Source organism: Actinomycetospora aurantiaca (assembly GCF_037401875.1).
Classification (GTDB): Bacteria; Actinomycetota; Actinomycetes; order Mycobacteriales; family Pseudonocardiaceae; genus Actinomycetospora; species Actinomycetospora aurantiaca.
In genome coordinates, this window is the sequence record NZ_JBBEGN010000005.1 from 233,805 (window position 1) to 255,050 (window position 21,246).

Here is a 21,246-nt window from a genome sequence, read left to right on the forward strand (position 1 = left end):
GGTCAGTCGCGCGGGTAGGCCGGGAAGCGCCCCACCAGCGAGGACACCGCGTCGCGGGTGTCGGCGAGCGTGCGCTTGCCGTCCTCGGTGGTCTCGTCCGCGGTCACCGCGGCCGCGATGAGGCGGGCCACCTCCGGCATCTCGGCCGGCGTCATCCCCTGCGTGGTGATCGACGGGGAGCCGACGCGGATGCCGGACGCGACCATCGGCGGCTGCGGGTCGTACGGGATCGCGTTCTTGTTCAGCGTGATCCCGGCCAGGCCGCTGCGGGCCTCGGCCTCCTTGCCGGTGACGCCGAGCGGCTGCAGGTCGAGCAGCGAGAGGTGGGTGTCCGTGCCGCCGGAGATGGCGCGCACGCCGTGCTCGACCAGGCTCGAGGTGAGGGCCTGCGCGTTGTCGATGACGGTGCGCGCGTACTGCTGGTACCCCGGGGTGGCGGCCTCGGCGAGCGCCACGGCCTTGCCGGCGACCGCGTGCATCAGCGGCCCGCCCTGCAGGAACGGGAAGACGGCCTTGTCCAGCGCCTTCGCGTGCTCGGCCTTCGAGACCAGCATGCCGCCGCGCGGCCCGCGCAGGACCTTGTGCGTGGTGAAGGTGACGACGTCGGCGTAGTGCACCGGGCTGGGGATGGCCTGGCCGGCGACGAGGCCGATGAAGTGTGCGGCGTCGACCCAGAGGATCGCGCCGACCTCGTCGGCGATGGCCCGGAACTTCTCGAAGTCGATCAGGCGCGGGTAGGCGGTGGCGCCCGCGACGATCATCTTCGGGCGGTGCTCCAGGGCGAGGTCGCGCACCTGGTCGTAGTCGATGAGGTGGTCGTCCTCGCGCACCGTGTAGGGCACCGGCTCGAACCACTTGCCCGAGAAGCTGACCTTGGCGCCGTGCGTGAGGTGGCCGCCGTGCGGCAGCGACATCGCGAGCACCTTGTCGCCCGGCCGGCAGAACGCCGCGTAGACCGCGAGGTTCGCGTTCGCGCCGGAGTGCGGCTGCAGGTTCGCGTGCTCGGCGCCGAACAGGGCCTTGGCCCGCTCGATGCCGATCTCCTCGGCGCGGTCGACGACCTCGCAGCCGCCGTAGTACCGGCGGCCGGGGTAGCCCTCGGCGTACTTGTTCGACAGCGTCGAGCCCAGCGCGGCCAGGACGGCGGGGCTGGTCAGGTTCTCGCTCGCGATGAGCTGGAGTCCGCCGCGGAGCCGACCGAGCTCGTCGTCGAGGACCTGCGCGATCTCGGGGTCGACGGCGGACAGGGCCTGGTAGTCCGGGCCCCAGAAGTGGTCGGTGCTCGCCACGGTGCTCATACCTCGCTGTAGGTCGGTGGAGTCGGACGTCGGCCGACGTTACCCGCCGGTCGACGGCCGGGCCGGGGTCTTTGTGTGGCCGGTCACCAGTCCGCGATCGTCAACGAGGTGTCCGGTCTCGGGCGTTCCTGCAGGCCACGGGCGTGGTAGTCCCACGCGGCGAGGCCGATCATCGCCCCGTTGTCGGTGGACCAGCGTAGCGGCGGCAGGCACAGCTCGACGCCGGCCTCCGTGCACAGCGCCGCCGCACGCTCGCGCAGCTGGGGGCTCGCGGCCACCCCGCCGACGACGACCAGGCAGCGGCTCGGGTGCTGCGCGAGGGCCTTGCGGCACTTCGACACGAGCACGTCCAGGCACGCCTCGACGAAGCTCGCGGCCACGTTCTCCGGCGGGTGGTCGGGATGTGCCGCCAGGAACCGGGACACCGCCGACTTCAGTCCGGAGAACGAGAAGTCGAGCCCGAGGTCCCTGGCCGGACGCGGGAGGTCGACGTCGGGGGTGCCGGTCGGTGCGAGCCGGTCGATCGCCGGGCCACCGGGGTAGCCGAGGCCGAGCATGCGGGCGACCTTGTCGTAGGCCTCCCCCACCGAGTCGTCGCGGGTCGACCCGACGAGGGTCACGTCGCCGTCCTCCTGGACGTGGGCCAGCAGCGTGTGCCCACCCGAGACCAGCAGCACCATCGCCGGGTACGTCACCCGCTGCTCGTCGAGGTCGGCCGAGCGCAGGTGCCCGCGCAGGTGGTTCACCCCGTACACCGGGAGGCCCCAGCCGTCGCCCAGGCCGACCGCGGAGTTGGTCCCGACGACGAGGCTGCCGATCAGGCCCGGCCCGCGGGTCACGCCGATGGCGGTGAGATCGGCGGGGGTGAGCCCGGCGTCGTCGAGGACCTGGCGCACCGTCGGCAGGATCGCGTCGACGTGCGCCCGGCTGGCCATCTCCGGATAGACCCCGCCGTAGCGGTCGTGCAGCTCGACCTGGCTCGCGACCGCGGACGCGACGACCGAACCGTCGGGACGGACGATCGCGACGCCGGTGTCGTCGCACGAGGTCTCGATGCCCAGCATCAGGTCAGCCACGGAGCACCCTCTCGATCTCGGCCGCCGGGATCGCGCCCTCGCGCTCGATGCGCGGGGTGTCCAGGTGGCAGTTGACGACGGTGGACGGGATCCCGGAGCGGGTGCCCCCGTCGACGACCGCGTCGGGCCGGCCGGCGAGCTGGGCGAGGATGGGCTCCGGGGCCTGCTGCGTGACCTCGCCGTGCGCGTTCGCGCTGGTCACGAGCAGGGCGCCGACGTCGGAGAGCAGGGCCCGCAGGTCGGGGTCGGACGGCACGCGCACGCCCACCTCCTCGCGGCCCGCGAGCCACGGCGGTGCGGTGGCGTCAATGCCGAGCGCCACCGTGATCGGCCCCGGGGAGAAGGCCCCGAGCAGGCGGCGGGCGGTGTCGGGGACCTGGACGCCCAGGCTCGGCAGCTCGTCCGGCGTGGCCACCATGATCGGTAGCTCGCGGGTGCGCGGCCGGTCCTTGAGCGCGAACAGGGCGTCGATCGCGTCCCGCCGCGCGGGGTGCACGGCCAGGCCGTACACGGTGTCGGTCGGCAGCAGGGCCACCCCGCCGGCGAGCAGGGCCTCGCGCGCGGCCGCCCACGCGTCGCCCCGGAACCGCACGCTCGCCTCGGTCAGCGGGGCGGCGCTGACCACCGGAGCGTCGTGCTCGCCGCGGCGCAGGGCCCCGACCAGGTCGTCCACGCACGGCGCGTCGATCCCCGTGTCGGTCGCGTCGACGCCGAGCTCGGCCAGCAGGGCGAGCGCCTGCGGTCGTCTGGCGCCGGCGACGCGGAGCGGGGCCCCCGGAACCGTACGAACGGGCCGTTCGACACCTTCTTCCGTGACGAACGGCCCGTTCGTACCCCCGTCCGGCGTCGGGAAGAGGTCCTTGACGACGACGGCGAGGTCGCCGTGGCGGGTCGCGACCGTCCCGTCCGCGCGGGTCAGCGCCGCGTACACGGCGGACCCACCGGCGAGGCGCAGCGCCAGCGTCGGGCCGTCGGAGAGCAGCGCCAGCGCGTCGAGCCCGACGACCGGGATCCCCCGGGCGAAGGCGACCGCGTTGACGTAGGCGATGCCGGCGCGGACCGACGCGAGGTTGCCGGGACCGACGTCGACGGCGAGGCGGTCCAGGTCGGCGACGGTGCGCCCGGCCTCCGCGATCACCGAGCCCGCGAGGACCCCGACGTCGACGAACCCGGGGTCGGAGCGGTCAGCGGTGGCCTGCGCGAGCACGGTGTCGCCGTCGAGCAGGGCGACGCCGTAGGTGCGGGAGGAGGTCTCGACGGCGAGGGTCAGCGTCATGCGCGCACCGCCAGCCGCTCGAGCACCGGGGCCCACCGGCCGGTGCCGGCCAGCGTGATCGTGCGGGTCGTGTCGCCGTCCTTCGCGAACGTCAGCCGCAGCGGCTCGGCGAACTCCGAGTCGACCAGCCCGGCCCACTCGATCACCGCGACCACCTCGTCGAGGTACTCGTCGAGCCCGAGGTCGCGGAACTCGGCGAGGTCGGCCAGGCGGTAGGTGTCCACGTGCAGCACCCGCGGACCGGGGGTGTCGTAGAAGTTCGCGAGCGAGAAGGTCGGGCTGGTCACCGAGGCGTCGGAGCCCAGCGCGGCGACCAGCGCGCTCGTGAACGTCGTCTTGCCGGCGGCGAGGTCGCCGGTGAGCAGCAGGGCGTCCCCCGCGCGCAGGTGGGGGGCCAGGTCGCGCGCGAGGCGCGCCGTGTCGTCCGGACCGCTGCTGGAGACCGTCACCTGCTCGTTCATCGCGATTCCATGATAGGAGCCCGGGATGACCGTCCGACTGCGTGCCCTCGAACGCGACGACCTGCCGCTGGTCCACCGGCTGACGAACGACTCGAAGATCATGACCTACTGGTTCTCCGAGCCGTTCGAGGCACTCGTGGAGCTGCGCGACATCTACGACCGGCACGTCCACGACCTCACCGAGCGGCGCTTCGTCATCACCGACGACGTCGAGTCCGTGGGCATCGTCGAGCTGATCGGCATCGACGCGGTGCACCGCACCACCGAGTTCCAGATCATCGTCGCGCCCGAGCACCAGGGGCACGGGCACGCGTCGGCCGCGACCGTCCTCGCCCTGGACTACGCGTTCCGCGTGCTGAACCTGCACAAGGTGCACCTGGTGGTGGACGTGGAGAACGCCGCCGCGATCCGCATCTACCGCCGCGCCGGGTTCGTCGAGGAGGGGACGCTGCGCGAGGAGTTCTTCGCCGACGGGCGTTACCACGACGCGCTGCGGATGGGGATCCTGCAGCGCGAACACCTCGCTCAGGCGACTGCGGGCTGACGCCCCAGCACCTCGGCGATCTGCGCGGTCGTCACGGTGCCCTCGCGGCGGACGACCGGTTCGGAGCCGGTGAGGTCGACGATCGTCGACCCGGCGTCCGCGGTCAGCTCCCCGCCGTCGAGGTAGACCGACACGAGGTCGCCGAGCTGGGAGTACGCGTCCGCGCAGGTGTGCGGGACCGCTCCCCCGGCGGCGTTCGCGCCCGTGATCGCCATCGGCCCGCACTCGCGCAGGAGCTCCAGGGCGACCGGGTGCAGCGGCATCCGCAGCACGACCGTGCCGCGGGTGCGCCCGAGATCCCACGCCAGCGACGGGGCGTGCGGCAGGACGAGGCTCAGCCCGCCGGGCCAGAACGCCTCGACGAGGTCGCGCGCGCTGCTCGGCACCGCCGTCACCAGGCCGTCGATCGTCGACCAGCTCCCCACCAGCACCGGCACCGGCGTCTCCGGGCCGCGCCGCTTCGCCCGCAGCAGGTCCGCGACCGCCGCCTGGTCGAACGCGTCCGCCCCGACGCCGTAGGACGTGTCCGTGGGGACGACGACGAGCCGACCGCCGCGCACCGCGGAGGCCGCGGCCGCGAGCCCCGCCGAGCGGGTGTCCGGGACGCGGCAGTCGAACGTGGTCACGGGGCCGACGGTAGCGCCCGGGTGCCCGCCGCTACCCGCGGCCGCCCGGTCAGGTCCGCCCGGGTGGCGACATCGGTGAACCCGGCGTCCCGGAGCAGCGTCAGCACCTCGTCGGCGTGCGACTCGTCGTGCTCCACCGCCACCCGGCCGCCCGGCCGCAGGAGACGCGCCGCGGTGACGGCGAGCGGGCGGATCACGTCCAGCCCGTCGGGGCCCGCGAAAACGGCGCCCACCGGGTCCCGGTCGACCTCCTCGTCCACCGGGGTGCCCACGGGGACGTAGGGCGGGTTCGCGACGACGAGGTCGACGGTCCGGTCCATCGCGGCCAGCGTGTCCGGCGCGGTCACGTCCGCGGCGACGAGGCGCACCCGGGCGTCCGCCAGGTTCCGCCGCGCCCACGCCAGGGCGGCGGGGTCGGCCTCCACCGCGTGCACCTCGGCGTCCGGCCGCGCCGTCTCCACCGCGAGGGCGAGGGCCCCGGAGCCGGTGCACAGGTCGACGACGCGGGGTTCCGGGATCGCCCGCAGGGCGGCGACGGCCTCGGTGAGCAGCAGCTCGGTCTCCGGCCGCGGCACGAACACGCCCGGTCCGACCGCCACCGACACCGGCCCGAGGACCGCGGTCCCCACCAGGTGCTGCAGCGGCTCGCGGGCGGCGCGACGCCGCACCAGCTCGTCGAGCCGGCGGGACGCCTCGTCGTCGAGGTCCGGCGCCAGCACCAGCCGCGTCCGCGGAACGCCGAGGACGTACGCGGCGAGCAGTTCGGCGTCCACCCGCGGGCTCCCGACGCCGGCCTCGGCCAGCGTCACCGCCGCGGCCGCCACGCGCGTGCGGGTCACACGGGTGGTCCCCATCGCGGTCACGACCGCACCTCGTCCTGCGCCGCCGTCGCCAGCCGCTCGGCCCGGTCGGCCGCGCGCAGGGCGTCCAGCACGCCACCAAGCTCGCCGTCGAGCACCCGGTCGAGGTCGTGGGACTTGTAGCCGATGCGGTGGTCCGAGATGCGGTTCTCCGGGAAGTTGTAGGTGCGCACCCGCTCGGAGCGGTCGACCGTGCGGACCTGGCTGCGCCGGTCGTCGGAGGCCTGCTGGGCGGCGCTCTCGTCCGCGATGGCCTGCAGCCGCGAGCGCAGCACCTCCATCGCGCGGGCCTTGTTCTGCAGCTGGGAGCGCTCGTTCTGGCAGCTCACGACGACGCCGGTGGGCAGGTGCGTGATGCGGACGGCCGAGTCCGTGGTGTTGACGCCCTGCCCGCCCTTGCCCGAGGAGCGGAAGACGTCGATGCGCAGGTCCTTCTCGTCGATCTCGACGTCGGGGGCCTCGTCGGCCTCGGGGTACACGAGCACCCCGGCCGCGGACGTGTGGATGCGACCCTGGGACTCGGTGACCGGAACGCGCTGCACCCGGTGCACGCCGCCCTCGTACTTCAGCCACGCCCACACCCCGTCCGCGTCGTTGCCGGGGGCGGTCACGGTGACGGTGACGTCCTTGAACCCGCCCAGGTCCGACTCCGTCGCGGCGAGCACGGCGACCTTCCAGCCGCGCCGCTCGGCGTAGCGCGAGTACATGCGCAGCAGGTCGCCCGCGAACAGCGCCGACTCCTCGCCGCCCTCGCCGGACTTCACCTCGACGACGACGTCGTGCGAGTCCGCGGGGTCGCGCGGCACCAGCAGCTCGCCGAGCCGCTCGCGCAGGGAGGCGACGGAGGCGGCGAGCGTCTCGGCCTCCGCCGCGAAAGCCGGGTCCTCGTCGGCGAGCTCGCGGGCGTCGGTCAGGTCGGCCTCGGCGCGCTGCAGCTCCCCGGCGGTCGCCACGATCGGCGCCAGCTCGGCGTAGCGCCGCCCGAGCCGACGGGCGAGGGCCTGGTCGGCGTGCACGTCCGGGTCGGCGAGGCGCGCCTCGAGCCCGCTGTGCTCCTCGACCAGTGCCCGCACCGAATGATCGGCCACCGATGTCATCGTGTCCTCCTGCTCCCCATGATGCCCCGGACGCACGAACGCCCGCCGTCGTCCGCGGCGGGCGGACGACGGCGGGCGTCGGGAGAGCTACTTGCGGCCGGCGCGCTTGCCGTAGCGGGCCTCGAAGCGGGCCACGCGGCCGCCGGTGTCCAGGATGCGCTGCTTGCCGGTGTAGAACGGGTGGCACGCCGAGCAGGTCTCGACGGTGATGTTCCCGCTCGCCTTGGTGCTGCGCGTGGTGAACGAGTTGCCGCAGCTGCAGAGCACCTGGGTCTCGACGTACTCGGGGTGGATGCCCGTCTTCATGTGGCTGGTCCTCTCATCGATGGCCGCCGGGTCCCCGTCTCGTGCATCGGGGTGAACCGGAGGCAGCTGTGCCACCGGGCATTCTCTCAGGAACGCCCGCTGGGTCCTGTAACCGGCCCTGCCCTGCGCACATTCCCGACGGCGGCTGTGGTTCGCTCGGTCACGTGGACGAGGTCGCGGCGGCGGTGCGAGCGGTCCGGGCGGGCGACGTGGAGGAGCTCGCGGGCCTGCTCGCCGAGCACCCGGACCTCGTCACCGCCCGCGTCGAGGGGCCGCGCACGCTGCTGCACGTCCTCGCCGACCACCCCGGTCACCGGCCCCGCGCCGCCGAGACCGTGCGGGTGCTCGTCGGGGCGGGCGCGGACGTGGACGCCCGCTTCTCCGGGCCGCACGTCGAGACCCCGCTGCACTGGGCCGCGAGCAACGACGACGTGGGCACGATCGACGCGCTGCTGGACGCGGGGGCATGGATCGACGCGCCCGGCGCGGTGCTCGGGGGCGGCTCCCCGCTGGCGGACGCCTGCGGGTTCGCCCAGTGGCACGCGGCCGCCCGGCTCGTGGAGCGCGGCGCGGCCGTGACCCTGGAGCAGGCGGCGGCCCTGGGTCGCGACGACGACGTGGCTCGGTTGGCCGGGTCCGCGGACCGCGAGGACCTCGACGTCGCGCTCTGGTACGCGTGCCACGGCGGGCAGCTCGTGACGGCGCAGGGGCTCGCCGCGCGGGGCGCGGACCCGCGGGCGCGCATGCCGTGGGAGCCCGCGACAGCGCTGGAGGCCGCGGGGCAGGCGGGCGCCGACGACGTCGTGGCGTGGCTGCGGGTCCGCTGAGCCGGTCCCCGGAAACGGACGAACGGGCCGTTCGTCACGCAAGAAGGTGACGAACGACCCGCTCGTACGGTTCCGACGGAGGGTCGACTACTCGTCGTCCTTCGTCGGCATCGTCTTCGCGACCGACATCAGGAACTCGATGTTGGTCCGCGTCTTGCGGAGCCGGTCGAGGATCAGCTCGATCGCCTGCTGGGAGTCCAGCGCGGCGAGCACCCGACGCAGCTTGTGCGTGACGGCGCGCTCGTCCGGCGAGAGGAGCAGCTCCTCCTTGCGCGTCGACGAGGCGTCCGGGTCGATCGCCGGGAAGATGCGCTTGTCGGCGAGCTTGCGGTCGAGCTTGAGCTCGGCGTTCCCGGTGCCCTTGAACTCCTCGAAGATCACCGTGTCCATCGTCGAGCCGGTCTCGACCAGCGCCGTCGCGAAGATCGTCAGCGACCCGCCGTCCTCGATGTTGCGCGCGGCGCCGAGGAAGCGCTTCGGCGGGTAGAGCGCGGTCGAGTCGACGCCACCGGAGAGGATGCGGCCCGACGCCGGCGCGGCCAGGTTGTACGCCCGGCCGAGACGGGTGATCGAGTCGAGCAGCACGACGACGTCGTGGCCCTGCTCGACCAGGCGCTTCGCACGCTCGATCGACAGCTCCGCGACCGAGGTGTGGTCCGACGGCGGCCGGTCGAAGGTCGAGGCGATGACCTCGCCCTTCACCGTGCGCTGCATGTCGGTGACCTCCTCCGGGCGCTCGTCGACGAGCACGACCATGAGGTGGACCTCGGGGTTGTTCGTGGTGATCGCGTTGGCGATCGCCTGCAGCACCATCGTCTTGCCGGCCTTCGGCGGCGACACGATGAGGGCGCGCTGCCCCTTGCCGACCGGCATGACCAGGTCGATCACGCGCGTCGACAGCAGGTGCGGCTCGGTCTCGAGACGCAGCCGCTCGTTGGGGTAGAGCGGCGTGAGCTTGGTGAACTCGGGGCGGCGGCGGGCCTGCTCCGGGTCGAGCCCGTTGATCGAGTCGACGCGCACCAGCGGGTTGAACTTCTGCCGGTTCTGCTCGTTCTCGCGCTGCTGGCGGACCTGACCGGTGACGGCGTCACCGCGGCGCAGGCCGTGCTTGCGCACCAGCGAGAGCGAGACGTAGACGTCGTTCGGCCCCGCCATGTAGCCCGAGGTGCGGACGAACGCGTAGTTGTCCAGCACGTCGAGGATGCCGGCGACCGGGATCAGGACGTCGTCGTCGCGGACCTCGGGCTCGCGGGTGTCCTGGCCCGCGCCCTGGCCGCCGCCGCGCTCGTTGCGGTTGCGCCGACGGTCGCGGAAGCGACGTCCGCGCCGGCGGCCGCCGCCCTCCTCGTCGTCCTCGTCGTCGTCCGGACGCTGCTGTTGGCTCTGCTGCTGGCCGCCCTGCTGGTTCTGCTGCTGGTTGCGGTCGCGCTGGCCCTGACCGTTGTTGCGGCGGCGGCCGCCCCGGTCGCCGTCCGGGCCGCGGTCGGAGTCCGCGTCGGACTCGGTGTCGGCGTCGGAACGGCCCTGCCGGTCCTGGCGGTCCTGGCTCCCGGAGTCCTGGCGCTGGCGCTCCCGACGGCCGCCGTCCTCGCGGGGCGACTCGGTCGGGGCCTCCGCGGGGGCGGTGTCCGCCGCGGCCGGGACCTCGGTGGTGTCGGCGGAGTCGGCGGAGTCGGTGGAGTCGGCCGGCGGGGTCGGGTCGGAGGCGTCCCCGGCCGCGGGGCCGGCGTCGCGCCGGGCGCTGCGCCGACGGCGAGCGGGCCGCTCCGGGGCGTCCTCGGTCGGCTGCTCGGTCGGCTGCTCGGTCGGCTGCTCGGTGACCTGCACGGGAGGCGTCACGGCGTCGGCGTCGGCGGCCGGGGCGTCCGTCGCCGCGGTCACGGCGGCGGCGGTGTCCGGCTCGGCCGGCGCGGACCCGGGCGACCCGGCGTCGGCGGTGTCGGGAGCACCGGCCTTGCGCCGGCTCGCACGGCGGCGGGCGGGCTTCTCCTCGGCGGCCGGAGCGGCCTCCTCCGCGGCGGCCTCCTCAGCCGGGCCCTCGCCGAGGGGCAGCTGCGCGGCGCCGGCCTGCCGCTTCTTGATCTCGGCGATGAGGTCGCCCCGGCGCATGCCGGTGGTGTCGGCGATGCCGAGCGTCCCGGCGAGCTCGCGCAGCTCGGCGAGCACCATCCCGGACACACCTCCGCGGCGACGGCGTTCGGAGCCGGAGGGAGCGGCGTCGGGGGTGATGACGTCGGTTTCGGTCACGCAGGTCCTTCCTGACCGGCCGGGGATTCCGCTCCCGGGCCAGCGGACGTGTCGCGTGCGTTCCGGGCACGCGGATCCACTGCAACGTCGCGTCGCGGGAGCAGATGTGGATGGATCGGCGTCCCGCGAGCAGGGCACGTTGCGGAAACAATCACATGAGGCAACGACCGGGCAGGAACCCTCGGAGGACCGGAGCGGGGAAGACCGTCCCGGGATCCCCGGGGCGTGGCACCGGCGTGGATCACGCTGGTCGCTGTCGGTGCCCAAGATAGCCCCACCGGCACACCTGGGCAACAACCGGGTGCGTCGGAGTCGTGTCGGGAACGCTCAGGCGGTGACCGTCGCGCCCGCGGTGTCGATCGGCAGGTGCAGGGTCTCGAAACCGCTGGTCGGCAGGTCGTCCGGCAGCCCCTCGCCGGTCGTCAGCGCGAGCACCGTGGGGCCGGCCCCGGAGACCACGGCCGCGAGCCCCGCGGTACGCAGCGCGTCGACCAGCGCGGCGGTCGCGGGGTAGGCCGGTCGGCGGTACGGCTGGTGCAGCCGGTCCTCGGTCGCGGGCAGGAGCAGGTCCGGTGCCCGGGTGAGGGCGTGCACGACCAGCGCCGAGCGCGCGGCGGTGAAGGCCGCGTCGCCGTGCGGCACGCGGTCGGGCAGCAGCCCGCGCGTCGCCTCGGTCGAGCTGGAGTGCTCGGAGACGAACACGACCGGCACCACGTCGGGGTGCGGCTCGAGGTGCGCGGCCCGGTAGGAGCCCCCGGAACACCACGTCACCACCAGCCCGCCGTACAGACAGGCGGCGGCGTTGTCCGCGTGGCCGTCGAAGCGGGCCGCGAGGTCGAGCACCGCCTCGTCGTCCGGGGCCTTCCCCGGCCCGAGCAGCGCGCACGCGGCCACGATCCCGGCCACCGCCGCGGACGCCGACGACCCGAGGCCGCGGCTGTGCGGGATCGTGTTGTGGCAGGTCAGGTGCAGGGGCGGACGGTCGACGCCGGCGAGCTCGTAGGTCGCGCACGCCGCCTTGAGCACGAGGTGCCGCTCGTCGCGCGGCACCCGCCCGGCTCCCTCGCCGTGCACCTCGACCACGCTGGGGCCGCCGTCGAGCTCGGCCAGCTCGATCTCGTCGTGCAGGGCGAGCGCGAGCCCCAGGGAGTCGAACCCCGGCCCGAGGTTCGCCGAGGTGGCGGGCACCCGGACGCGGACGCGCTGACCGCTCTCGACCACCTCAGCCGAGCCCGAGCGCATCGGCGACCGCGTCCACCCGCTCCGGGACGACGACGGGTTCGGGCACGTCCGCGAGGGCCGTGCCCGGGTCCTTGAGCCCGTGCCCGGTGACGGTGCAGACCACCAGTCGACCGGCCGTGAGCTCACCGGCGGCGGAGCGCGCGAGCAGGCCCGCCACCGACGCCGCCGACGCGGGCTCGACGAAGACGCCCTCACGCGCCGCGAGCAGCCGGTAGGCGGCGAGGATCGCGTCGTCGTCGACGGCCGTGATGCGCCCCCCGGACTCGTCGCGGGCGGCGATCGCGCCGTGCCACGACGCGGGCGACCCGATGCGGATGGCCGTCGCGATCGTCTCCGGCTGGCTCACCGGGGCGCCGGAGACCAGCGGCGACGCGCCCTCGGCCTGCACGCCGTGCATCTCCGGGGTGCTCCCGACGACGCCGTCGCGGTGGTACTCGGTGTAGCCGCGCCAGTAGGCGGTGATGTTGCCGGCGTTGCCGACCGGCAGCACGTGCAGGTCGGGCGCCCGGCCGAGCTGGTCGCAGATCTCGAACGACGCCGTCTTCTGGCCCTCGATCCGCGCGGGATTGACCGAGTTCACCAGCGCGATCGGGTGCTCCTCGGCGGCCTTGCGGGCGAGCTCCAGGCACGCGTCGAAGTTGCCCTCGAGCTGCAGGATGCGGGCGCCGTGCGCGGTGGCCTGGGCGAGCTTGCCGAGCGCGATCTTGCCCTGCGGCACCAGCACCGCGCAGGTCATGTCGGTGCGCGCCGCGTAGGCCGCCGCCGACGCCGAGGTGTTGCCGGTCGACGCGCAGATCACGGCCTTCGCGCCGCCCGCGGCCGCCTCGGTCATCGCGACCGTCATGCCGCGGTCCTTGAACGACCCCGTCGGGTTGGCGCCCTCGATCTTGAGGTGGACGTCGCAGCCGGTCAACGACGACAGGTGCGGGGCAGGCAGCAGCGGCGTGCCGCCCTCGCGCAGGGTCACGACGTCCCAGCCGTCCTGCACGTGCGGCATCCGGTCCCGGTACGCCTGGATGATGCCGGGCCACTCGACGCGGGTACCGAGCAGGCTCACTGGGCTCCTCCGAGAGCACTCGCGGGACGACCGAGGTCCTCGACGCGCAGGACGCTGGCCACCCCGCGGACGGACTCCAGGCCCGACAGCGCCTCGACGGTGGCCCGCAGCGCCGCGTCCGAGGCCTCGTGGGTCACGACGACCAGTGTGGCGGGCGTGGGCCCGTCGTCACCATGACCCCGGTCATCCCCGTCCTTCCCGCCCTCCTGCTTCACCGTCGCGATCGAGACCTCGTGCTCGGCGAACACCGAGGCCACGGCGGCCAGCACGCCCGCGCGGTCGTGGACGTCGACGTTGACGTGGTAGCGGGTGCGCACGTCGCCCATCGGCTGGATCGGCAGGTGCGCGTAGGCGGTGTCGCGGGGGCCGCGGCCGCCGATCACCTTGTTGCGCGCCGCGGCGACCAGGTCGCCGAGCACCGCGCTCGCGGTCTGCGGCCCGCCCGCGCCCTGGCCGTAGAACATCAGCGGCCCGGCGGCGTCGGCCTCGACGAACACCGCGTTGAACGCCCCCGAGACCGAGGCGAGCGGGTGCGACCGCGGGATCATCGCCGGGTACACGCGCGCCGACACGGCCGGCCCGGCGGCGGTGTCGACCTGCTCGCAGATCGCCAGCAGCTTCACGCTGCAGCCGAGCGCCCGGGCCGAGGCGATGTCGGTGGCCGTGACGTCGCGGATGCCCTCGCGGTGCACGTCCGCGGCCGTGACCCGGGTGTGGAAGGCCAGGCTCGCGAGGATCGCCGCCTTGGACGCGGCGTCGTAGCCGTCGACGTCCGCGGTGGGGTCGGCCTCGGCGTAGCCCAGCCGGCCGGCCTCCTCGAGCGCGTCCGCGTACCCGGCGCCGGTGGACTCCATCGCCGAGAGGATGAAGTTCGTGGTGCCGTTGACGATGCCGGCCACGCGGCGGATGCGGTCGCCGGCCAGCGACTGCTGGATGGGGCGCAGCAGCGGGATCGCCCCGGCCACGGACGCCTCGTAGTAGAGGTCCGCCCCGGACTCCCGGGCCGCCGTGGCGAGCGCCTCGCCCTCCTCGGCCAGCAGCGCCTTGTTCGCGCTGACCACGGAGCGGCCGTTCTTGAGGGCGTCGAGCAGCAGGTCCCGCGCGGGCTCGATGCCGCCCATCAGCTCGACGACGACGTCGACGTCGGGTCGGGCGACGAGCTGGGCCGGGTCGGTGGTCACGAGGTCGGCGGGCAGCTCCGGGTGGCGCTGCGGGCGCCGGACCGCGATGCCGGCCAGCTCGACGGGTGCCCCGACGCGGGCGGCGAGCTCGTCGGCCTGCTCGTCGAGCAGGCGGACCACCTGCGACCCGACGACCCCGCAGCCGAGCAGGGCCACCTTGACGACGTCCTTGCCCACCGCGTTCACAGCACCTCCAGGCGCGCCAGGTCGTCGAGGGTCTCGCGGCGCAGCATCGTCCGGTCCGCGCCGTCGCGGACGGCGACCACCGCCGGCCGCGGCACCTTGTTGTACGCGCTCGCCATGGCGTAGCAGTAGGCGCCGGTGGCCCCGACCGCGAGCAGGTCGCCCGGGGCGAGGTCCGCGGGCAGCCAGCAGTCGCGGACGACGACGTCGCCGGATTCGCAGTGCTTGCCGACCACCCGGCACAGCGTCGGCGCGTCGCCGCCCGGGTTCGCCGCGCCCGCGGAGGCGGACCGGGACACCAGCCGGCAGTCGTAGGCGGCGTCGTAGAGGGCGGTGCGGATGTTGTCGCTCATCCCGCCGTCGACCGAGACGTAGCGGCGGCGCGTGCCCCCGCCCAGCTCGACGTCCTTGATCGTGCCGACCGTGTAGAGCGTGACCGTGCCCGGCCCGGCGATCGCCCGGCCCGGCTCGACGGCGATCCGCGGCAGGGGGATCCCGGCCCGCGAGCACTCCCGCTCGACGATCGCGTGCAGCTCCCCGGCCAGCCACGACGCCGTCCGGGGCTGGTCCGCCGTCGTGTAGGCGATGCCCATCCCGCCGCCGAGGTCGACCAGTGCGCTCGCGTCCTCGGCGAGGTCGCCGTGCTCGGCGCGGATCTCGGCGAGCAGCCCGACCACGCGGCGCGCGGCCAGCTCGAACCCGCCGGCGTCGAAAATCTGCGAGCCGATGTGCGAGTGCAGTCCGACCAGCCGCAGCCCGCGCGACTTGAGCACCCGCCGCACCGCCTCGGCGGCGTCCCCGCCGGCCAGCGAGAACCCGAACTTCTGGTCCTCGTGCGCGGTCGCGATGAATTCGTGGGTGTGGGCCTCGACCCCGACGGTCACGCGCACCATGACGTCGGCGGTGCGGTCCCGACGGCGGGCGAGGTCGTCCAGGCGCGCGATCTCGGCGAACGAGTCGACCACCACCCGCCCGACCCCGGCCTCGAGCGCCGCGTCGAGCTCCGCGAGGGACTTGTTGTTGCCGTGCATCGTGATCCGGGCCGGGGGGAAGTCGGCGCGCAGCGCCGTCGCGAGCTCCCCGGCGCTGCACACGTCCAGGCCGAGGCCCTCGTCGGCCACCCACCGCGCGACCTCGGTGCACAGGAACGCCTTGGCGGCGTAGTGCACCAGCGCGGGGTCGCCGTAGGCCTGCGCGTGGTCGCGGCAGCGGGACCGGAAGTCGTCCTCGTCGACCACGAACAGCGGCGTGCCGTGCCGCTCGGCGAGCTCGCGGACGTCGGTGCCCGCGAGCCGGACCACGCCGTCGTCGTCGTGACGGCGGGCGTTCCGCGGCCAGACCGCGGGCGGCAGGGCGTCGAGGGCGGCGCCGTCGCGCGGGATCGGGCCGGGGGTGTCGTGGGCGGGCAGGACGTCGGCGTGCCGGGGCCCGGCGGGGTGGGCGCGGGTCATGGTCTACATCCGTTCCGGGGCGGAGACACCGAGCAGCTGCAGGCCCGAGGCGAGGACGGTGCGGGTCGCGTCGCACAGGGCGAGGCGGGCGGTGTGGAGGGCCGCCGGCGACTCGTCGCCCTGGGGCAGCACCCGGCAGGTGTCGTAGAAGCGGTGGTAGGCGCCGGCGAGCTCCTCGAGGAAGCGGGCGACGCGGTGCGGCTCGCGCAGCTGGCCGGCCGAGGCGAGCACGCGGGGGAACTCGCCGAGCGTGCGGATGAGGTCGCCCTCGCGCGGCTCGACGAGCAGGGCGAGATCGGGGTCCGCGGCGCTGACGCCCAGGTCCGCGGCGTTGCGGGCCAGCGCGGAGAGCCGGGCGTGGGCGTACTGCACGTAGAACACGGGGTTCTCGTTGGTGCGCCGGCTGATCAGGTCCAGGTCGATGTCGAGCACCTGGTCCACGCTCGAGCGGGTCAGCGTGTAGCGGGCGGCGTCCACGCCGACCGCGTCGACGAGGTCCTCGAGCGTGATGATCGTGCCGGCGCGCTTGGACATCTTCACCGGCTCGCCGTCGCGCAGCAGGTTCACCAGCTGGCCGATGAGCACCTCGACGCGGGCCGGGTCGTCCCCGAACGCGGCGGCGACCGCCTTGAGGCGGTGGATGTAGCCGTGGTGGTCGGCGCCGAGCATGTAGATCGCCAGGTCGGCGCCGCGGGCCCGCTTGTCCCGGTAGTAGGCGATGTCGCCGGCGATGTAGGCGGGGCGGCGGTCGGACTTGATGACGACGCGGTCCTTGTCGTCGCCGTGGTCGGTCGAGCGCAGCCACCAGGCGTTGTCCGCGTAGTAGAGGGCGCCGTCGTCCTTGAGCTTCTGCACCGAGTCCTCGACCGCGCCCGACGCGTGCAGCGCCAGCTCGGAGGACCAGACGTCGAAGTGCGTGCCGAACGACTCCAGCGACGCCCGCATCTCGTCGAGCATCACCGCGACGCCCAGCCGCTTGAAGGCGTGCAGCACCTGGTCCGCGGGCTGGTCCAGGACGCCGGGCTCGGTCTCGACGACCTTCGCGGCCACCTCCGCCACGTACGCGCCGCCGTAGCCGTTCTCCGGCACCGGCTCGCCCCGGGCCGCCGCGATGAGCGACTCGGCGAACCGGTCGATCTGCGCGCCCGCGTCGTTGACGTAGTACTCCCGCGTCACCGCCGCGCCCTGCGCCTCGAGCACCCGGCCCAGCGCGTCGCCGACGGCGGCCCAGCGGGTGCCGCCGAGGTGGATCGGACCGGTCGGGTTCGCGGAGACGAACTCGAGGTTCACCGCCTGGCCGGTGAACGCGTCGCCGTGCCCGTACGCGGCGCCCTGCGCGAGGATCTCCGCGACGATGCCCGCCTGGGCGTCCGCGGCCAGGCGCAGGTTGAGGAAGCCGGGGCCGGCGACCTCGGCGGCGGCCACCCCGTCGGTGGTCTCCAGGCGCTCCGCGAGCCAGCCCGCCAGGTCGGCGGGCTTCACGCCCGCCTTCTTGGCGCTGCGCAGGGCGAGGTTGGTGGCGTAGTCGCCGTGCTCGGGGTTGCGGGGCCGTTCGACGGTGACCTCGTCGGGCAGCGCGGCGGTGTCGAGGCCGCGCTCGGTCAGCACGTCGACGGCGACGGCGTGCAGGAGATCGGCGAGCGCAGCGGGGGTCACGTCCACCGAGTCTAGGGAGGCCGACCGGTCCCCCGGTCCAGCGGCTGGCGATCACCGAGGGTAGGAGCAACTCACACACAGCTCATCCCTAGAATCCGGAGGCATGGCGAGTGGACGTTCCACCGGGACCCCGCAGCGCGGCAAGGGTGGCCGTCCGCCGCAGCGCGGCAAGAATCCCGTGGCCGGCGCGCGGAAGCGGACCTCCTCGGCGGGTCGCTCCGCGCCGAAGAACCGCCAGGTGCCCTGGCTGCTGATCGGCGCGATCGTCGTCGTGCTGGCCCTGATCGGCGGGATCGGGTACTTCCTGTTCGACCGGTCGTCGCAGATCAGCCCGTGGCGCCCCAGCCAGGACAACCCGGATCCGTCGCTGGCGATCCCGGGCATCGTCCTGCAGGCGTACGAGGGCCAGCACCACGTCACGCCCGAGCAGCGCGTGGCCTACGACCGGACGCCGCCGTTCGGCGGCCCGCACGACGGCTACTGGGCCGCGTGCAACGGGCAGGTCTACACGCAGCCGGTCCGCAACGAGAACATGGTGCACTCGCTGGAGCACGGCGCCGTGTGGATCGCGTACGACCCCGCCCGGGTCCAGGGTGCCGCGCTCGAGACGCTCACCGCCAAGGTGCAGGGTCAGAACCAGATGATGATGTCGCCCTACCCGGGCCTCGAGCAGCCGATCTCGCTGCAGTCGTGGGGCCACCAGCTCGCGGTCCCGGACGCGGCCGACCCGCGGATCGACCAGTTCGTCAGCTCGCTGCGGGGCAACCCGAACGGCGTGTTCCCCGAGGTCGGCGCCAGCTGCGACGCCCTCGGCCCGGGCGCCTTCGACCCGGCGAACCCGCCCCCGTTCCAGGGGCAGCCCTACCCGCGGGACGCCCTGCCGATGGACTACCAGGGCACCTCCGGCGCCGGCGGCATGGGCGGTGCGGGATGACGGCCTCCTCGGTGAGCTCACCTCCCGAACCACCCGAGGTCGACGATCACGACGACGAGGGCGGCGGAGGCTGGTGGGGGGCCTCGCCCGGCTGGGCCAAGGCCGTCGTCGCGATCGGCGCGGTCCTGATCCTGCTGCTGGTCGGTGGCCTGGTCGGCGCCCTCATCGGGCAGCGGACCGCGCCGACGTACGCCCCCGCGGCCGGCTCGGTGGACGTCGGGTTCCTGCAGGACATGAGCGTCCACCACCGCCAGGCGATCCAAATGGCGGTGTGGGAGCGCTCGAACACCACCGACCCGGCGCTGCGGCAGCTCGCCTTCGACATCGAGTCGTCGCAGACCCAGCAGCTGGGGATGATGCAGGGCTGGCTCCAGCTCTCGGAGCAGCGTGGGGAAACCGCCCCCGGGCAGTACATGGCGTGGATGGGCATGCCGATGCCCTCGATGCCGGGCATGGCCACGGAGACCGACCTGCAGCGGTTCCGGGCCGCCACCGGGCAGGGGCTCGACGTGGAGTTCCTGCAGCTCATGCTGCGCCACCACGAGGGCGGGCTGCACATGATGGAGATGGCGTCCGCCCAGGCGTCCGTCCCCGCGGTGCGGACGCTCGCGACCTCGATGGTCACCACCCAGACCGCCGAGTCGCAGACCATGACGCAGCTGCTCGCCGTCCGCGGCGCGGCACCCCTGCCGATGAACTGAGCCGTCGGCGCCCCGTGATGTCAGCGGTGGCACACGGCTGCCACCGGACGTCAGCAGGGCGCCGCGCTCGACCAGCCCCGGGCGCGTGATCATCCGTGCCCATGCAGTAGAGTCGTCGCCGGTACCGCCCCCGTAGCTCAGGGGATAGAGCACCGCCCTCCGGAGGCGGGAGCGCAGGTTCGAATCCTGCCGGGGGCACCCATTCCTCACGCGGTCCTCCACCCCAGGGTGGACGCGCAGGTGCCACCTCCGGATCGACGATCCCGGCCCGGTCCCCACGGGACCGTGTCCGTGTCGCCCACGAAGCCCCCGACGGGGCGGGACGGGGCCACCGGACCCGGGAGGAAGCACCATGAGCATCATCGCGATCGCAGCAGCCGTGAAGGCGGCCGCGGAGACGGCCAAGGCCCTGCAGGACATCTACGGCGTGCTCGACACCGACCGGGGTGTGGCGGTCACCGTCTACAACCACACGCCGTACGAACTGCACTCCTGGGGAGCCGGCTTCGACCACGGCGGCTGGGCCGACCCGGCCGACCAGGTCATCCCGCCGGAGTCCGCGAGCGTGTTCTCGGTCCGGGACAAGGGCTTCCTGACCGGCGTGGAGGGGCACATCTTCTACGTCGTCGACGGGGTGGACGCGCCGTTGGAGCGGGTGTTCGTGAAGTGGAACAACCCGTTCGTCGGGTCGAACAGCGGTGCCGCCGTGGCGAGCCAGTACGGCCCGATGGACTTCTTCGGCCGCCCCTCGGACCGGTTCCGCGCCGACGGCCGGTACGGCAGCGGGAACGTCTCGCAGAACGACTACGAGATTCGCCTGCGGTGACGTGACGGCGGTGGTGTATCTCTACGATCTCGCCCATGGGCTCCCCCGGCCGGCCACGGTTGATCTTCCAGCTCGGCACCAACAACTGGCAGCGGGGCGGTGAGTTCGCGCCCGGGTCGGGGATCCTGCACGAGGCACACCACCGCGCGTACAACGAGATCGACGGCATCCGCGCGTACTCCATGTACCCCTCCCGCGTGCAGCGGTTCCGGGAGGAGGACGTGCGGGTCTTCGAGCTCGAGCACGACATCCCGATCTGCGAATCGGTCTCACCCGTCTCCAGCTACCGCTGGCACGCCATGGGCGAGGACGAGGTCGCGGCCTACCGGGCCCGGCTCACGCGCGAGGTCACGGCGTTCATGGACGAGGTCGAGGCGAGCACCGGCGACGAGTTCGGGCTGGTCATCGCCCACCACGCCTTCATGAACCCGGTCGTCATGCGCGACGTCATCCGCGCCCGCGTCGAGGCCGGCAAGCCGCGCATCCCGCTGGTGTGCTTCGTGCACGGCACCGAACTGAAGATGTTCGCCAAGGAGCAGGCCGGGAACGAGCCGGAGGAGTTCCCGCTGCGGTTCCTGCCGTTCATGCAGCGCGAGCAGATCTTCCCGGCGGGAGACGAAGCGGAGCGGAGCTCGACCCCGTGGGTGGGCGTGGACGTGGTCGCGTCGATCTCCTCGGAACAGATCGAGGCGTTCTCGCACGTCTTCCCGGATTTCCCCCGCGAACGCGTCGTCCTCTCGCACAACGGTTACAACGACCGCGTCTTCCGCGAGTCCGACGCCGAGCCCGCCGCGGCCCTCGCCACGCTCACCGACGACCTCCCCGACGACGGGTTCGACGCGGTCGTCGCGTTCTGCGGCAAGTTCGCGGACTGGAAGCGGCTCGACGCCCTGCTCCGGGCGGCCGCGACCTACGAGCAGGAGGACCGCCGGATCCTCACCGTCGTGGCCGGCGGCGGGCCCGACGAGCAGAAGCGCGCGATCGCCGACCTCGTCACCGAGCTCGGTCTGCGTCGCGCCGTCTTCCTCGGCCCGCGTCAACAGGAGGACCTCGCGACGATGTTCGCGGCCGCGCACGTCGGGGTGTTCCCGTCCTACCGCGAGCCGTTCGGACTCGTGTTCCTCGAGTGCATGGCGTGCGGCACCCCGGTGATCGGTGCCGATTCCGGCGGACCGCGCGACTTCGTCACGCCCGAGGTCGGCGTGCTGGTCCCCGAGACCGACGACCGGCAGGCCCTGGCGGACTCACTGGTCGCCGCGGTCGACCGCGCCCTCGACGAGGACTGGAAGCACTCCAAGGGCCCCGGCGCGGCGGCCTACGCGCGCGACCACTTCAGCGTCGTCCGCCAGGTCTCGGACCTGCTCGCGGAGGTCGACCGCCTGACCGTCGCCGGCTAG

Annotated in this window: 20 protein-coding genes and 1 tRNA gene; 7 read left to right on the forward strand and 14 right to left on the reverse strand. The window is 73.9% G+C overall.

The window, feature by feature from the left end; all coding sequences use genetic code 11:
• Positions 1–2: 2 nt before the first annotated feature.
• The 4 genes from glyA to tsaE form a co-directional block, all read right to left on the reverse strand.
• A complete protein-coding gene (gene glyA, locus WCD74_RS13345; protein WP_337695321.1) occupies positions 3–1,298 on the reverse strand; it encodes a serine hydroxymethyltransferase in 1,296 nt (431 codons plus the stop codon).
• A gap of 83 nt (positions 1,299–1,381) precedes the next feature.
• Positions 1,382–2,374, reverse strand: a complete 993-nt coding sequence (gene tsaD / locus WCD74_RS13350; RefSeq protein ID WP_337695322.1) for a tRNA (adenosine(37)-N6)-threonylcarbamoyltransferase complex transferase subunit TsaD — start codon at positions 2,372–2,374, stop codon at positions 1,382–1,384.
• On the reverse strand, positions 2,367–3,650 hold the full coding sequence (locus WCD74_RS13355; RefSeq protein WP_337695323.1) for an L-threonylcarbamoyladenylate synthase: 1,284 nt from the start codon (positions 3,648–3,650) through the stop codon (positions 2,367–2,369). Before WCD74_RS13355 ends, tsaD begins: the two co-directional genes overlap by 8 nt.
• Entirely contained in the window at positions 3,647–4,111 is a 465-nt protein-coding gene (gene tsaE, locus WCD74_RS13360) for a tRNA (adenosine(37)-N6)-threonylcarbamoyltransferase complex ATPase subunit type 1 TsaE (RefSeq protein ID WP_337695324.1), read from the reverse strand. Before tsaE ends, WCD74_RS13355 begins: the two co-directional genes overlap by 4 nt.
• A 25-nt stretch (positions 4,112–4,136) precedes the next feature.
• On the opposite strand from tsaE, the gene speG reads away from it, so the two are divergent.
• The gene (speG, locus tag WCD74_RS13365; protein WP_337695325.1) at positions 4,137–4,655 is read left to right on the forward strand and encodes a spermidine N1-acetyltransferase; all 519 of its coding nucleotides are present in this window, start codon (positions 4,137–4,139) and stop codon (positions 4,653–4,655) included.
• Here speG and WCD74_RS13370 read toward each other — a convergent pair.
• The 4 genes from WCD74_RS13370 to rpmE form a co-directional block, all read right to left on the reverse strand.
• Entirely contained in the window at positions 4,637–5,281 is a 645-nt protein-coding gene (locus WCD74_RS13370) for an L-threonylcarbamoyladenylate synthase (protein ID WP_337695326.1), read from the reverse strand. The two genes, speG and WCD74_RS13370, sit on opposite strands and share 19 nt — an antisense overlap.
• The gene (prmC, locus tag WCD74_RS13375; protein WP_337695420.1) at positions 5,278–6,135 is read right to left on the reverse strand and encodes a peptide chain release factor N(5)-glutamine methyltransferase; all 858 of its coding nucleotides are present in this window, start codon (positions 6,133–6,135) and stop codon (positions 5,278–5,280) included. The genes WCD74_RS13370 and prmC overlap by 4 nt, the downstream gene beginning before the upstream one ends.
• 5 nt (positions 6,136–6,140) lie before the next feature.
• Positions 6,141–7,229 carry a peptide chain release factor 1 gene (gene prfA, locus WCD74_RS13380; protein WP_337695327.1) on the reverse strand — a complete coding sequence of 363 codons (1,089 nt, stop codon included), beginning with the start codon at positions 7,227–7,229 and terminating at the stop codon, positions 6,141–6,143.
• A 96-nt stretch (positions 7,230–7,325) separates the two neighbouring features.
• Entirely contained in the window at positions 7,326–7,544 is a 219-nt protein-coding gene (gene rpmE / locus WCD74_RS13385; RefSeq protein ID WP_337695328.1) for a 50S ribosomal protein L31, read from the reverse strand.
• 164 nt (positions 7,545–7,708) lie between these two features.
• On the opposite strand from rpmE, the gene WCD74_RS13390 reads away from it, so the two are divergent.
• Positions 7,709–8,371 (forward strand): ankyrin repeat domain-containing protein, encoded by a 663-nt coding sequence (locus WCD74_RS13390; RefSeq protein ID WP_337695329.1) that lies wholly within the window; start codon positions 7,709–7,711, stop codon positions 8,369–8,371.
• A gap of 87 nt (positions 8,372–8,458) precedes the next feature.
• Here the strand turns inward: WCD74_RS13390 and rho are convergent, their stop codons facing one another.
• From rho to argS, 6 genes are all read right to left on the reverse strand, one after another.
• A complete protein-coding gene (rho, locus tag WCD74_RS13395) occupies positions 8,459–10,618 on the reverse strand; it encodes a transcription termination factor Rho (protein ID WP_444876343.1) in 2,160 nt (719 codons plus the stop codon).
• Between the two features lie 327 nt (positions 10,619–10,945).
• Positions 10,946–11,839, reverse strand: coding sequence for a homoserine kinase (thrB, locus tag WCD74_RS13400; RefSeq protein ID WP_373696078.1), 894 nt, complete (start codon positions 11,837–11,839; stop codon positions 10,946–10,948).
• A gap of 1 nt (position 11,840) precedes the next feature.
• A complete protein-coding gene (gene thrC, locus WCD74_RS13405) occupies positions 11,841–12,857 on the reverse strand; it encodes a threonine synthase (RefSeq protein WP_337695422.1) in 1,017 nt (338 codons plus the stop codon).
• A 56-nt stretch (positions 12,858–12,913) separates the two neighbouring features.
• Entirely contained in the window at positions 12,914–14,284 is a 1,371-nt protein-coding gene (locus WCD74_RS13410) for a homoserine dehydrogenase (protein WP_373696079.1), read from the reverse strand.
• Positions 14,281–15,732, reverse strand: coding sequence for a diaminopimelate decarboxylase (lysA, locus tag WCD74_RS13415; RefSeq protein WP_337695332.1), 1,452 nt, complete (start codon positions 15,730–15,732; stop codon positions 14,281–14,283). The genes WCD74_RS13410 and lysA overlap by 4 nt, the downstream gene beginning before the upstream one ends.
• Before the next feature lie 3 nt (positions 15,733–15,735).
• Complete coding sequence (argS, locus tag WCD74_RS13420; RefSeq protein ID WP_337695333.1) at positions 15,736–17,388, reverse strand: arginine--tRNA ligase; 1,653 nt, start codon at positions 17,386–17,388, stop codon at positions 15,736–15,738.
• A gap of 103 nt (positions 17,389–17,491) precedes the next feature.
• Between argS and WCD74_RS13425 the strand changes: the two genes are divergently transcribed.
• From WCD74_RS13425 to WCD74_RS13445, 5 genes are all read left to right on the forward strand, one after another.
• Positions 17,492–18,322, forward strand: coding sequence for a thioredoxin-like domain-containing protein (locus WCD74_RS13425; protein ID WP_337695334.1), 831 nt, complete (start codon positions 17,492–17,494; stop codon positions 18,320–18,322).
• A gap of 11 nt (positions 18,323–18,333) precedes the next feature.
• Positions 18,334–19,023: a DUF305 domain-containing protein gene (locus tag WCD74_RS13430; protein ID WP_337695335.1), complete on the forward strand. Its 690-nt coding sequence runs from the start codon at positions 18,334–18,336 to the stop codon at positions 19,021–19,023.
• A gap of 126 nt (positions 19,024–19,149) precedes the next feature.
• A tRNA-Arg gene (locus WCD74_RS13435) sits at positions 19,150–19,221 on the forward strand.
• A gap of 154 nt (positions 19,222–19,375) precedes the next feature.
• Positions 19,376–19,849, forward strand: coding sequence for a hypothetical protein (locus WCD74_RS13440; RefSeq protein WP_337695336.1), 474 nt, complete (start codon positions 19,376–19,378; stop codon positions 19,847–19,849).
• 35 nt (positions 19,850–19,884) lie between these two features.
• Positions 19,885–21,246, forward strand: a complete 1,362-nt coding sequence (locus tag WCD74_RS13445) for a glycosyltransferase (protein WP_337695337.1) — start codon at positions 19,885–19,887, stop codon at positions 21,244–21,246.

Excerpts from the sequence above, each read along its gene's own strand:
- WCD74_RS13445 (WP_337695337.1), top strand. The coding sequence starts at position 19,885 with ATGGGCTCCCCCGGCCGGCCACGGTTGATCTTCCAGCTCGGCACCAAC.
- WCD74_RS13425 (WP_337695334.1), top strand. The coding sequence starts at position 17,492 with ATGGCGAGTGGACGTTCCACCGGGACCCCGCAGCGCGGCAAGGGTGGC.
- speG (WP_337695325.1), top strand. The coding sequence starts at position 4,137 with ATGACCGTCCGACTGCGTGCCCTCGAACGCGACGACCTGCCGCTGGTC.
- rpmE (WP_337695328.1), bottom strand. The coding sequence starts at position 7,544 with ATGAAGACGGGCATCCACCCCGAGTACGTCGAGACCCAGGTGCTCTGC.
- prmC (WP_337695420.1), bottom strand. The coding sequence starts at position 6,135 with ATGGGGACCACCCGTGTGACCCGCACGCGCGTGGCGGCCGCGGCGGTG.
- lysA (WP_337695332.1), bottom strand. The coding sequence starts at position 15,732 with ATGACCCGCGCCCACCCCGCCGGGCCCCGGCACGCCGACGTCCTGCCC.
- tsaE (WP_337695324.1), bottom strand. The coding sequence starts at position 4,111 with ATGAACGAGCAGGTGACGGTCTCCAGCAGCGGTCCGGACGACACGGCG.
- glyA (WP_337695321.1), bottom strand. The coding sequence starts at position 1,298 with ATGAGCACCGTGGCGAGCACCGACCACTTCTGGGGCCCGGACTACCAG.
- thrC (WP_337695422.1), bottom strand. The coding sequence starts at position 12,857 with ATGCCGCACGTGCAGGACGGCTGGGACGTCGTGACCCTGCGCGAGGGC.
- WCD74_RS13440 (WP_337695336.1), top strand. The coding sequence starts at position 19,376 with ATGAGCATCATCGCGATCGCAGCAGCCGTGAAGGCGGCCGCGGAGACG.
- WCD74_RS13355 (WP_337695323.1), bottom strand. The coding sequence starts at position 3,650 with ATGACGCTGACCCTCGCCGTCGAGACCTCCTCCCGCACCTACGGCGTC.